This is a genomic window from Terribacillus sp. DMT04, assembly GCF_019056395.1.
GTDB lineage: Bacteria > Bacillota > Bacilli > Bacillales > Amphibacillaceae > Terribacillus > Terribacillus aidingensis_A.
Window position 1 is genome coordinate 1,923,040 of sequence record NZ_CP077639.1, and the last position, 12,283, is coordinate 1,935,322.

The window sequence follows — 12,283 nt, forward strand, 5'->3', positions numbered from 1 at the left end:
AAGCAAGGAGCTGGTTATTTAGAACAAAAAAAAGCCACCCATAATGGATGGCCTTGCTTAAGACTTTGTTTGCTGCTGAATTTTAATGAGCGCTTCTTTTCGATCCTGATCTTCTTGGAAATATTGAACCAAATTACCGATGCGATCGATAGAATTCCAGCTCATGTGATGTTCAATTCCTTCAACATCTTGATAAATATTTTTTTCTTCCACGCCAATAATACGCAGGAAGTCTTCCAACAGTTTATGACGGTATACAAGCCGTTTACCGACTTGTTCTCCCTTATCAGTCAATATCAAACCGCGGTATTTCTCATATTTTAAGTATTCATCCTTGTCCAGTTTTTGGACCATCTTCGTAACAGAGGATGGGTGAACTTGTAAATTCTCAGCAATATCAGACACGCGGGCGTATCCCTTTTGTTCCATTAATATGTAAATTTGCTCGATATAATCTTCCATACTTGGGGTAGGCATAAAACTCCTCCATTCGAATCCACTGCCATTCTACATCTTTACATGATACACCTTTTCCAGTGGACAAACAAGCCAACAATGTTGACCGCGAACAAAAAAGTTACTTCTCCAGCAGCGTGACGAAAAAATCTTTGAAATTATGCGCCTGCTTGCTATAATGGAAGTTGGAGTATCAGCAGATGGGGGAAATGACATGGAAGCAGTACTAGTTATCGGCATTGCACTGGTCGTATTCATCGCGTTTAGTGTAATCCGCTACTTTATTCAAAAGAGACATTTGAAAACTCTTACAGAAGAAGAGTTCAGAGCAGGCTACCGGAAAGCGCAATTGATTGATGTTCGTGAGCCGAAAGAGTTCGACGGCGGACACATTCTCGGTGCCCGGAATATCCCGCTTACACAGCTTCGTCATCGCTTAGCGGAGATTCGCAAGGACAAGCCTGTGTACATGTATGACCAGAATGGTACCCGTACTGTTCGTACTGCAGCGCTTCTGCGAAAAAAAGGATATCAAGATCTTAATCAGCTAAAAGGCGGTTTCAAAGCCTGGAGCGGTAAGATCAAACGAAAAGGCGACTAAAAAGAAGCTTTGCACGCTGGTGCAAAGCTTCTTTTTTTATTCTGGAATATACCGCAGAATAGGCTTTCTAGCCGCTGTTGTTTCGTCCATTCTGCTTACAATCGTTGTATATGGGGCTTCTTGGACAATTTCTGGATTCTCTTCTGCATCTTTTGCAATTTCCAGCATCGTATCTATAAAGCTGTCTAGTGTTTCTTTAGCTTCTGTTTCGGTCGGTTCAATCATCAATGCCTCTTCTACATTCAGCGGAAAGTAAATGGTCGGCGGATGATACCCGAAGTCAAGCAATCGTTTGGCAATGTCGAGTGTACGCACCCCAAGTTTTTTCTGTTTGCGCCCTGACAGCACGAACTCATGCTTACAATGCTGTGTGTAAGGCAATTCAAATACTTCACTAAGGCGGCGCATCATATAATTGGCGTTCAGAACCGCATATTCACTCACTCGCTTCAGTCCCTCTGGCCCCATCGTCCGAATGTACGTATAAGCACGTACATTGATACCAAAGTTTCCGTAATAAGGCTTCACCCGCCCGATTGATTCGGGACGATTGTCATCAAGTATGACGATGCCATCTTGTTTGCGGACAACAGGTTTTGGCAGGAAGGCAGCCAGTTCTTCAGAAACACCGACCGGGCCGGAACCTGGGCCGCCGCCTCCATGCGGTCCGGTAAATGTTTTATGCAAATTTAAATGCACCACATCAAAGCCCATATCGCCAGGACGGGTATAGCCCATAATGGCATTTAAGTTGGCACCGTCATAATAAAGTTTTCCGCCAGCTTCATGTACAATTTCAGCCATTTCCAAAATATCTTTCTCAAAAAGTCCAAGTGTATTTGGATTGGTCAGCATCAATGCAGCTGTATCTTCTCCAACAAGACGCCTTAAATCAGCCAAATCCACAAGTCCCTGTTCATTTGATTTCACTGTGACAGCTTCGAAACCTGCTACAGTAGCAGAAGCAGGATTTGTACCGTGCGCGGTATCCGGTACAATCACTTTCGTACGCTGTGTCTCCCCGTTCTTTTCGTGAAGTGCTCGAATCATCATTAAACCAGCCCATTCGCCATGTGCACCAGCTGCTGGCTGTAAGGACACTTCGTGCATGCCGGTAATTTCCTTGAGCTGTTCCTGCAAATCAAACATCAGCTCCAGCGCACCTTGCGCCGTTTTTGGATCTTGATACGGATGTACATGACTGAAACCGTCCATCCGAATAATATCTTCGTTTATCTTCGGATTGTATTTCATCGTACAAGAACCAAGTGGGTAAAAACCCGAATCGACGCCGTAATTTCTTCTTGATAATGCCGTATAATGCCGGATGATTTGCAACTCACTCAGCTCAGGCAGTGCTGCAGGCTCTGTGCGGATATATGCCGAATCAAATGCTTCTGTTGTGTCCGTTTCCGGTACATCAAGCGGCGGCAAGCTATATCCTGTTCTTCCAGGTTGAGAAAGTTCGAATAGCAACGGGAAATCAGTTTTATTTTGCATGGAAAGCCGCCACCTCTCTTACAAATGTGTCAATCTGTTCTTTTGTACGCTGCTCCGTCACAGCGACTAGCATATAGTTTTTCATTCGATCATCCGTCCGTCCCAAGTGATACCCCCCGATAAACCCTTGTGCCAATAGATGATCTTGCAAAGCTTGTATATCACCAGTTACTTTGAAAACAATTTCGTTGAAAAAGCTATGGTGAAACACAATTTCCAGCCCGTGTGCTTCAAGCTGCTTTTTCATGTATTGCGCTTTTTGTACATTTAAGTAAGCCATATCAGCTAAGCCCTGTTTCCCTAATGCGCTCATTGCCACAGAAGAAGCCAAAGCATTCAGCGCTTGGTTGGAACAAATATTGGATGTTGCCTTGTCTCGGCGGATATGCTGTTCACGTGCTTGCAGCGTCAAGACGAATCCGCGCCTTCCTTCTTCATCCTTTGTTTGTCCGACCAGTCGTCCAGGCAGCTTTCGCATCAATTTAGCTGAGCTGGCAAAATAACCGCAATGCGGCCCGCCGAATTGTGCGGGTATACCAAACACTTGAGTATCACCTACAACGATATCAGCTCCGAAATTACCTGGTGGTGTTAAGAAGCCTAGTGCTAGCGGATTGCTGGAAACAACCATCATTGCTTTCGGCTGTGTATCAAGCATCGTACGAATGTCCGCTAGTGCTTCTACTTGGCCGAAAAAGTTCGGATACTGCACAATGACACTCGCAGTTTCCTCATCGATAGCTTCTTGCAGTGCTTCTAAATCTGTTACACCGTCTTGATGCGGAATTGTGACTACTTCCAAGTGCTGCCCTCTGCAGTAAGAATCAATTACCTGTCGCGATTCCGGGTGGACGGCTTCCGATACGATAATCTTTTTCTTTTTGGTGTGACCAGCACTTAATGTTGCAGCTTCTGCAAGTGCCGTTCCGCCATCATACATCGAGCTGTTCGCCACATCCATTCCTGTCAGTTCGGCAATCATCGTTTGGAACTCAAAGATAGCTTGAAGTTCGCCTTGCGATATTTCCGGCTGGTACGGTGTATAAGCTGTATAAAACTCCGACCTGGAAATGACGTGATCGACGATGGAAGGAATGTAATGATCATACACGCCCGCACCTAAGAAGGATGCATGTGTTTTCATCGTCACATTTTGATTGGCCAGTATGGCAAGTTCTGCTTTTAATTCGCCTTCACTTTTTGGCTCCTTAATCTGAAGGGGCTTCTTAAGCCGTACTGCATCTGGAATATCTGCAAAAAGCGCTTCGGTATCCATTACACCTATCGTTTGCAGCATGTCTTTCTTATCTTGCTCTGTCATCGGTAAGTATCTGAAATCCATGGCTAATATCCCCCTATGTCCGCTTATAAAATGGTAGTGTAACAACCTTGGCTTGCAGCCGTTTCTTTCTAATCTGCACGTTGACGATGTCACCTCCTTTGGCTGCATCGGTACGTAACAGCGCCAGTCCGATCGATTTATCCAGCGTTGGTGACTTGGTTCCTGTAGTTACGTGACCTATTTGTTCTTCGCCGGCATAAATTGGATAGCCATGACGCGGTATTCCTTTATCCAACATCTCAATGCCTACAAGCTTTCTTGCTGTTCCGTTCTCTTTTTGCTCTTTTAAGACTGCCTTGCCAATAAAGTCAGCGTCGATGTTCGTTTTCACAGCAAACCCAATACCTGCTTCAATTGGCGAAATATCCTTTGTCAGTTCGTTTCCATACAAAGGTAAATTTGCTTCAAAGCGAAGTGTATCTCTGGCTCCCAAACCTACTGGGCTAAGACCAAACGCCGTTCCCGCCTCCAGCAACTTTTCCCAGACAGCCTGGCCGCTAGAAGCCGGTCCATAAATTTCAAAGCCATCTTCACCTGTGTAACCGGTACGGGAAATCAAAAATTCTCCCTCGACACCAGTTAGCTGAACTGGATAAGCAAAACGGAAAAATGAAATTTCCGATAATTTCTCATCCGTAAGCTGCTGCAAAATCTTCTCCGCATGTGGTCCTTGTAAAGCAACTTGCATATAAGCTGCTGATTGGTTTTCAATCTCTACGCCATCACGCTTATGCGAAAGCAGCCATTGGTAATCCTTTTCTGTGTTTGCAGCGTTCACGACTAGCAAATACTGATTTTCGTCCAGCATATATACAATCAGATCATCCACCGTACCGCCATTTTCATAGCACATCATACTGTATTGTGCTTTATTTGGAACGAGCAGTTCGATATTATTCGTCAAAACATATTGCAAGAAGTCCTTGCTATTCGGTCCATGAACAAGTATTTCACCCATGTGAGATACATCGAATAAGCCAGCTGTTTTGCGAACTGCATGGTGCTCTTCTTGGATGCCGCTGAACTGAACAGGCAGATCCCAACCGCCAAAATCAATTGTCTTGCTGTTTGCCTGATAGGCAGGATAAATTGGTGTTCTTTTCAACTCACTCATCATCCTTCTCCTCTCTTATGTACCTCGCAACATAAAAACAGAGCCCATCTCAAATACTGCTTGAGGGGCTCTGTCCATTTACCAGAAAGTTTCTTAGTCGTCAAGAGACGATAATTGCTTCTTGGGTGGCTTCCGCGGAAGCACTCTCCAGAGTTGCGTCGTGCTGGAGTTCTTTTGCCTGAGAGATTCACTCAATATTTGCTCCTTCGGCGCCGCATAAACGCGGTCTCTCCTCCAACATTCACTCGCGATTTATGAAATTAGGAAAACGCGGGCATACTAACAGACAATCAACTTATTAAAAAAGCAAAATCCAAACATTCTAATAAATTTATTGAATAATGTTTGGTTTCAGCATCATTATAACACAACATTTTGGGAAAGTGTCGATCTTTTTATAGTTTTTCCTCTGAAACTCCGAAGAATAAGGAGATGAAACCATTATGCAGACGCATGTAAAAGATGATCAATTATTCATCGAAAAGATGCATGATATTGTACAGCAAGAAGCAGAAACAGTGTCATGGGAACATTTCCAAATGGCCTACACAGCTGCTAAAGCAACGAATATTGATACATTTACCGGTTTAGTCGCACCTGGCTATCTTCCCCATATGACCTTTCACCCCCATCAGCTGGAAGCAAGCCGACGGGTTGTAGAAGACATGAATGGCCGCGCAATCCTGGCGGACGAAGTTGGTCTTGGAAAGACAATTGAAGCCGGACTTGTGTTAAAGGAATTGATGATTCGCGGTTTGGTAAAAAAGGTTCTATTACTCGTTCCTGCATCGCTTGTTAATCAGTGGGTAAATGAGCTGAACAGCAAATTCCATATTCCTGCTGCTTCACAGCGCAAGCAATATGTCTGGGAACATTATGATGTGATTGTCTCTTCCATTGATTTAGCAAAACGTACGCCGCACAGGGAAATCATTCTGCAACAAGATTATGATTTTGTACTGATTGATGAAGCACATAAATTGAAAAACAGCCGAACAAAGAATTATAGCTTTATTCAATCACTAAAAAAGAAATATTGCCTGCTTCTTACCGCTACACCTGTACAAAATAAGCTTAGCGATATTTATAACCTTGTATCTCTTTTGAAGCCTGGTTACTTAGGCAGTTACAAACAATTCAAAGATACATACGGAGACGACCGCAATGATTTAGAGCAGCATCATTATTTAAAAGAGCTGATTCGTAAAGTGATGGTCCGCAATCGCCGCGATGACACAGGGCTTCAGTGGACGAAACGGAAAGTTGAGACCGTTTGGATTGATTTTGAAGATGCAGAAAGAGACGTTTACGATACGATGCAAGACACTACTAGCGCCGCTGCCACTTTCGCTAGAATCACTTTGCTTCGTGAACTATGCAGTTCCAGAGAAGCAGCTTATCTGTCGATGAAGAAAATGGTTGAGGAGAATCCGCAATCAAGCGATGTGTATCTTCCACTCATGCAAGCTATTGAAAAACTGCCTCATCACAGCAAAGCATTGAAAGTGATTGAACTCATTAAAGCAGCACCGGCGGGAGAAAAGTTTATCATCTTCACCGAATATCGCGCTTCGCAGTTTTATCTGCAATGGATGTTAAAGCAGCATGACATCTCTTCCGTTCCGTTCCGCGGCGGTTTTAAAGCAGGTAAAAAAGATTGGATGCGCGAATTGTTTGAGAAACATGCTCAAGTATTAATTGCTACTGAAGCTGGCGGCGAAGGAATCAACTTGCAATTTTGCAGCAATATGATTAACTATGATTTGCCATGGAATCCGATGCGGCTGGAACAGCGCATTGGACGAATCCACCGTTTTGGCCAAGCAAATGACGTCCAAATCTATAACTTTGCTGTGCGAGATACATTAGAAGCACATATTCTTGAATTGTTATATAAAAAGATCAATCTATTTGAACGAGTTATTGGCAATCTAGACCACATTCTTGCCGAACTGCAAGTGTCGGATATGGAAAAAGAAATCAAACGTATTTTCGCTGATTCCAGGTCAGACGGCGAAATCAAAGTGAAGCTTGATAATCTGACTGCCGTGATCAGCGAAACTGGCGAGCAGCTCGAAAGGAGTAAAATGCATGGATAGACATATACTGCATCAATTCCTGCGCAAGTTCTTTGTCTCAAATGGCTGTCAGCTGTTAGAGGAAAACGACGGTTTGCTTCGCATTCAGCTTACACCTGCACTGGATGAAGAATTGATGAACCGCCCCTTTTATTGGCGTTATAAAAAGAAGCTCGGACAAGAAGGCGAGCCAATGGAGCTCACTCTGCTAACGGATCCAGAACAGACAGCCGAAAAAGCAGAGCAAATCCATTTTGGCAGTCCACGTCTGCATCAAATTTTTCGTCTTATTCGCTCTTCTGCTCAAGTGGCCCGGCTTTATGAGAAACTAGACACCAATTCCAGGACCGCTTTATATCCATGGCTAATCCGCAACATGAGTGTGCATTTTTCCGGTAAACGCAAACGAACGGAAACGCACTCTGTCGGTTTGCAGCTCTTAAACGGGCAATTCATGACCAATGCAATGGAAAACTTTACAGAGGTAGATTTCAAGCAGCAGATTAGTGATCATTGCTACTGCTTATCCCCTATTATCCGCTACCCGAGCGGCTACCAGCGGATCAGCAGCTACATGCAAGCGTATTTGGATACACTTGACACAGACTGGGTGACGGAAACGACTAGCGTACTCGAACAAGAAAAAAGTTTATTAGCCCACTTTTTTGATCCAAGCAGCCAAGAAGAACAGGATGAGGAAATTCGGCAAGAACGAGCAGCTTTATACGATAACGAGCTAGCAGCCTTAAGCCGGCGGCTAACGCCTACCATCCACATCGAAACGATTAATGCCGGCATCTTTTACTTATCAGAAGATACAACCCGGCAGCTGCTTCAAAGGAAAGAGGCCTGAACGTAGCGTTCGGGCCTCTTACTTTTTGCGACGGAATAATAGTTTAAATGCGAACGGCAAGACACCGAACCACTTTCCGTGCAGCTGATGTTTTTCCTTTTCTTTTAGCTTCTTTTCAGGTTTTGGTGTATCCATTTTTTTCACCAGTTCCTGGGTCACGAATCGGAAGTAATCATTCGAAGACATAGACAGTACCCCTTCTTACTTTTACTTGTAGGGTAACCAATTTCGTTCTCCTCTATACCAGAATGGTAAAACGGCATGTTTTGTTATTAAAATTAACATTTTTACCATGCGAGTACCATAGAAACGGTTCATTTCATAAGGTGACAAACTTATTGTCTTTCGAGTATTGTATGCTCAAAGGAGGTGATGCTCATGCAGGAAAGTCCTTCCGTGATTGCAGAAAGTTTAATGGAAAAAGCAATTGAGCAGCAAGCATCTGATATTCATTTCACACCAGATACCAATGAAACAAATGTTTACATGCGGATTCACGGAAAAAGAGTTCTTGCAAACCGCATCTCTACGTTAACATTTCGAAAGCTGATTGCTTATTACAAATTTATTAGCGGCATGGATATTGGAGAAATGCAAAAACCCCAGGATGGAGCGATGCCATTTACGTATAAAGGCCAGCAGCACTATTCACTTCGATTATCTACCTTGCCCCTAAAACAGTTAGAAAGCTTAGCCATTCGCATTCTGCCTCAAAGTGATGCCCCCATGCTAGAAAAACTTTTCCTTTTTCCATTTCAATTGCAGTTACTGCGGCATCTATTAACGGAGCGGACAGGCATTATATTGTTTACTGGGCCAACTGGCAGCGGTAAAACAACAACGATGTATGCTATTCTCCAAGATCTGCTTCGCAGCAAAGCATGCCAAGCCATTACGTTAGAAGACCCTATCGAGAAAAAGATGGACAATTTACTGCAAGTACAGGTGAATGAGAAAGCTGGACTCACGTACCAAGCAGGATTGAAAGCAGCACTTCGCCATGATCCAGATGTGTTAATGATTGGCGAAATAAGAGATGAATCTACCGCCAGCTTTGCTTTTGAAACAGCACGCACCGGCCATCTCGTCATCAGCACCTTGCATGCACGAAATGCAGCAGGCGCTATTCATCGTTTGCAAGAAATGGGAATTCCGATGGCAGATCTCCAGCACACGCTAATTGGTGTTGCCTCACTGGAGTTACTTTCGATTCAGCAGCCGTATCAGTCTCGTGCCGCTATTATGGAACTAGCAAATGCCCAGCAAATACATTGCCTGCTACAGCGTTCAACGTCTTCTTTCCTGACTTTCGCTGAACTTAGGAGGAAAGCCTATGCATACGGTTTCGTTAAAGAAGAAATGGATCACAATCAAAAAGACAGACAAGCTTCTATCTACGGAGCAGCAAATACAGTTTCTAAAGCAGCTCCATAGGCTGCGAACACGAGGATATGATATGGCGCGTTCGCTGGATTTTCTCCACTGGCAGCCGCAATGGCAAGCTGTTACCAAAAAGCTGCAAGCGGGACTGCAGCAAGGGATGAGACTGGATGAAGCTTTTTCTTTCGCCCGCTTCTCGGAAGTCATTGTTATTCATCTATACGTTGCACATCATGATGGCAATCTGGAAGAAGCCCTTGCCAGGAGTTACGGTACCTTACAAAAACAAATGCAGCAGTTGAACAAGTTTAAGAAGGTTACCCGTTATCCACTGTTTCTGCTGGCCAGTATCTTTATGCTGCTGCTATTTGTGAAGCTATATGTTTACCCTTCTTTTCTTAACCTCTTTACTTACTCAGCTGAGTCAGCAGATCTTCTGCGTTTCTTCTCTGGTCTTGTCAATTTGCTGCTCATTGGAAGTCTTCTTCTCGCAATTGCTGCTGTTTGTTCCTTCCTATTTCAAAGGTACATCCGAAGAAACTGGACGGCCGCAAAGAAACGTCCATATTTGGAAAAGCTTCCTCTGATAAGCCGGATTTTTCGCACACAAACTAGTTTTCAATTTGCTATTCAGCTAGGCAACCTTCTCACCGCAGGTCTATCTTTTTACGAAAGTCTGCAGCTGCTAAGTAAGCAGCATTATCATGATATCCTCCAATTGTATTGCAGTTCCTTACTTCATCAGCTCACCTCCGGTCATACGCTAACCGAATGCCTTCCTGCTTACCCGCTTCTGGATGCACAGCTTCAGAATATTTTGCGCACGCAAGAAGATGTTGATTCCCAAGCAGAAGATTTACTTATGTATGCCGAAATTACGACTTCTAAAATGGAAGAGAATATGAAAACGGTCCTACACCTTCTTCAACCTGCACTGCTTTGTATTATGGCTCTATGTATTATTATTGTTTATTTGTCACTGCTGCTTCCGATGTTTCAAATGGTTCATACATTATAGAAGCGAGGGATAATCATGAAGAATGAAAAAGGATTTACTTTAATTGAAATGCTTATTGTCCTGCTAGTCATTTCTGTGCTGATGATTCTAATTGTTCCCAATTTAGCCGATAAAAATGAACACGTGCAATCAGAAGGCTGTGAAGCCCTTGTAAAATTAGCCGAAAGCCAAGTTGAAACATATCGGATTGACCATGGCACAGCACCGACATCTATTTCTCAGTTAGAAGACGGTTACTTGACTGAAAGTACGTGTCAAGGCGGCAAGCGTCAGCTCACAATCAGCTCTGCCGGTGAGGTTTCTTTAATTGATGTGCCAACTTCCTAAAGAAGAACAAGGATTCAGTTTACTAGAATTAACCATTGTCCTCGGACTTGCTTCTCTCTTGATTGCAATTGGTGCAGGTGTAAACCAGCATTTGCTAGAGGAGGCAGAAGTGAAGCAATTTAAAAAGCAGTTTGAACAAGATTTATTGTTTCTCCAGCAATATAACCAGTTCGATCACTCCGCAAAACTTTACTTGGAAAAAGACAGATATGAAATCTACTCTGCCCGAGACGAGAAAAATATCTTGGTACATCCTATACCTGATAACATTCGCATTCGCACCTACACACACGCTGGTAATTTTTCATTCAGTAAATATGGTTCGATACATTTAGCAGGCAGTTTTTTAATGGATACACCAAACGGAACAGAGATGCTTATTTTTCCACTCGGGAAAGCACGAGGCTATTATGAAGAAGAAATTTGATCAAGCAGGCTTCCTTATGTTGGAGAGTTTGATTGCGTTCGCAATATTCATTGTTTTATGTACCTTGCTGCTGCCTTTACTGTTGGATTATAAAAAAGAGCTGCATCTACAGGAAAAGCGTTCCTACTATTACAGTTTACTTCAAAATGAATTAGCAAAAAACAGTCCAAACAATCAAGAAATAATTGAAGATGATTTTACTATTTCTCTCCGCTTTACAAACGAAGATGGCCTAAAAAAAGGTTGTATGGAGATAACGGCAAAAGAACGTAATGAGAGGCGCTGCTTATATGGGTATCTCGAATGATAAAGGGTTTACGTTATTAGAAGCATTGATTAGCTTAGGGGTTCTTGTTTTAATTGTTTCCTCACTTCCGCTCCTATTGACTCCTTTAAAGCACGAACCTAACGCAGAGGCTGTATCAATAAGACAAGGCCTGTACTTTATCTCCCTGGAGATTTATAAAGGAAGTAATATAAAAGCAGAAGATGGTAAATTATATATTCAAAACCAGCAAGGGCAAACAGCGGTCTTCGAGAAATATAAAAATATGATTCGCAGGCAAGTGAATGGCAAAGGACACGAAGTTTATCTGCACCGTATAAAGGATTGGAAGGTCATGCAGCATGGTGACACTATTGTCATAACCATTAAAGCAAATAAGGATGAATTATATGAAAAACGACTTTCTATTCAATGAAAGGGGGTTTCTGCATCCATTTCTGCTATTTGTTACTGCATTCTTTCTTTTGCTGCTTACTTCAGGCACCTTGCTGCTTCAAACCAATGTCAAATCAACCGACCTGTTATTTGAACAATACAGATTGGAGCAAGCTATCTCCATTGCAGTGCAAACCGTTGAACAGCACTATCTCCCTCATTTGGATGCAGACGAAGAAAAATGGACAATTACTAATCAAGCAGTAACTGCATTGATTACAGCCAACAAAAAAGAGCAGCAAATACTCGTTATGTATGTTGTACAAGCAGATAAAAATGCTGAACCCCTCGAATTTACAAAAATATATCCAGCTGATGTATAATTCGTCCAGCATTGTACACAATAATAGATGTACTGATGGGCTATAGCCAAGTGGTAAGGCAGCGGGTTTTGGTCTCGTTATCGTTGGTTCGAATCCAGCTAGCCCAGTAAAAAGATCCTGCACCAGTTTGTGCAGGATCTTTT

Annotated in this window: 15 protein-coding genes, 1 tRNA gene and 1 riboswitch; of the genes, 11 read left to right on the forward strand and 5 right to left on the reverse strand. The window is 43.0% G+C overall.

From position 1 onward, the window contains the following. Positions 1-57 precede the first annotated feature (57 nt). Complete coding sequence (gene mntR, locus KS242_RS10185) at positions 58-477, reverse strand: transcriptional regulator MntR (RefSeq protein WP_217321262.1); 420 nt, start codon at positions 475-477, stop codon at positions 58-60. A 193-nt stretch (positions 478-670) separates the two neighbouring features. Here mntR and KS242_RS10190 point away from each other — a divergent pair, with 193 nt between their 5' ends. Then, the gene (locus tag KS242_RS10190; RefSeq protein WP_077308716.1) at positions 671-1,057 is read left to right on the forward strand and encodes a rhodanese-like domain-containing protein; all 387 of its coding nucleotides are present in this window, start codon (positions 671-673) and stop codon (positions 1,055-1,057) included. Positions 1,058-1,093: 36 nt separating this feature from the next. Here KS242_RS10190 and gcvPB read toward each other — a convergent pair whose 3' ends face one another. The 3 genes from gcvPB to gcvT are packed head-to-tail and all read right to left on the reverse strand — an operon-like array spanning position 1,094 to position 5,013. After that, on the reverse strand, positions 1,094-2,557 hold the full coding sequence (gene gcvPB, locus KS242_RS10195; protein WP_217321263.1) for an aminomethyl-transferring glycine dehydrogenase subunit GcvPB: 1,464 nt from the start codon (positions 2,555-2,557) through the stop codon (positions 1,094-1,096). Further along, positions 2,547-3,899: an aminomethyl-transferring glycine dehydrogenase subunit GcvPA gene (gcvPA, locus tag KS242_RS10200; RefSeq protein WP_217321264.1), complete on the reverse strand. Its 1,353-nt coding sequence runs from the start codon at positions 3,897-3,899 to the stop codon at positions 2,547-2,549. The genes gcvPB and gcvPA overlap by 11 nt, the downstream gene beginning before the upstream one ends. A gap of 13 nt (positions 3,900-3,912) precedes the next feature. Beyond that, on the reverse strand, positions 3,913-5,013 hold the full coding sequence (gene gcvT / locus KS242_RS10205; RefSeq protein ID WP_217321265.1) for a glycine cleavage system aminomethyltransferase GcvT: 1,101 nt from the start codon (positions 5,011-5,013) through the stop codon (positions 3,913-3,915). A 156-nt stretch (positions 5,014-5,169) separates the two neighbouring features. Then, positions 5,170-5,258: riboswitch (glycine riboswitch) on the reverse strand. 198 nt (positions 5,259-5,456) lie between these two features. On the opposite strand from gcvT, the gene KS242_RS10210 reads away from it, so the two are divergent. Together KS242_RS10210 and KS242_RS10215 are read left to right on the forward strand one after the other, a co-directional pair. Further along, positions 5,457-7,112 (forward strand): DEAD/DEAH box helicase, encoded by a 1,656-nt coding sequence (locus KS242_RS10210; protein WP_217321266.1) that lies wholly within the window; start codon positions 5,457-5,459, stop codon positions 7,110-7,112. Continuing rightward, positions 7,105-7,944 (forward strand): YqhG family protein, encoded by an 840-nt coding sequence (locus KS242_RS10215; protein WP_217321267.1) that lies wholly within the window; start codon positions 7,105-7,107, stop codon positions 7,942-7,944. Before KS242_RS10210 ends, KS242_RS10215 begins: the two co-directional genes overlap by 8 nt. Before the next feature lie 18 nt (positions 7,945-7,962). Here KS242_RS10215 and KS242_RS10220 read toward each other — a convergent pair whose 3' ends face one another. Beyond that, positions 7,963-8,130 (reverse strand): YqzE family protein, encoded by a 168-nt coding sequence (locus KS242_RS10220; protein WP_077308704.1) that lies wholly within the window; start codon positions 8,128-8,130, stop codon positions 7,963-7,965. Between the two features lie 192 nt (positions 8,131-8,322). Between KS242_RS10220 and comGA the strand changes: the two genes are divergently transcribed. The 8 genes from comGA to KS242_RS10260 all read left to right on the forward strand — a co-directional run bounded on the left by comGA (position 8,323) and on the right by KS242_RS10260 (position 12,247). Then, positions 8,323-9,378 carry a competence type IV pilus ATPase ComGA gene (gene comGA / locus KS242_RS10225; protein WP_217321268.1) on the forward strand — a complete coding sequence of 352 codons (1,056 nt, stop codon included), beginning with the start codon at positions 8,323-8,325 and terminating at the stop codon, positions 9,376-9,378. Beyond that, on the forward strand, positions 9,278-10,342 hold the full coding sequence (locus tag KS242_RS10230) for a type II secretion system F family protein (RefSeq protein WP_217321269.1): 1,065 nt from the start codon (positions 9,278-9,280) through the stop codon (positions 10,340-10,342). Before comGA ends, KS242_RS10230 begins: the two co-directional genes overlap by 101 nt. A 15-nt stretch (positions 10,343-10,357) precedes the next feature. Next, positions 10,358-10,669, forward strand: a complete 312-nt coding sequence (comGC, locus tag KS242_RS10235; protein ID WP_217321270.1) for a competence type IV pilus major pilin ComGC — start codon at positions 10,358-10,360, stop codon at positions 10,667-10,669. Further along, on the forward strand, positions 10,653-11,096 hold the full coding sequence (locus KS242_RS10240; RefSeq protein ID WP_254391872.1) for a type II secretion system protein: 444 nt from the start codon (positions 10,653-10,655) through the stop codon (positions 11,094-11,096). The genes comGC and KS242_RS10240 overlap by 17 nt, the downstream gene beginning before the upstream one ends. After that, entirely contained in the window at positions 11,080-11,403 is a 324-nt protein-coding gene (locus KS242_RS10245) for a Clp protease/crotonase-like domain-containing protein (protein WP_217321272.1), read from the forward strand. The genes KS242_RS10240 and KS242_RS10245 overlap by 17 nt, the downstream gene beginning before the upstream one ends. After that, complete coding sequence (comGF, locus tag KS242_RS10250) at positions 11,387-11,797, forward strand: competence type IV pilus minor pilin ComGF (RefSeq protein ID WP_217321273.1); 411 nt, start codon at positions 11,387-11,389, stop codon at positions 11,795-11,797. Before KS242_RS10245 ends, comGF begins: the two co-directional genes overlap by 17 nt. After that, positions 11,772-12,140 carry a hypothetical protein gene (locus KS242_RS10255; RefSeq protein WP_217321274.1) on the forward strand — a complete coding sequence of 123 codons (369 nt, stop codon included), beginning with the start codon at positions 11,772-11,774 and terminating at the stop codon, positions 12,138-12,140. The genes comGF and KS242_RS10255 overlap by 26 nt, the downstream gene beginning before the upstream one ends. 36 nt (positions 12,141-12,176) lie before the next feature. Then, positions 12,177-12,247, forward strand: a tRNA-Gln gene (locus tag KS242_RS10260). Positions 12,248-12,283: the final 36 nt, after the last annotated feature.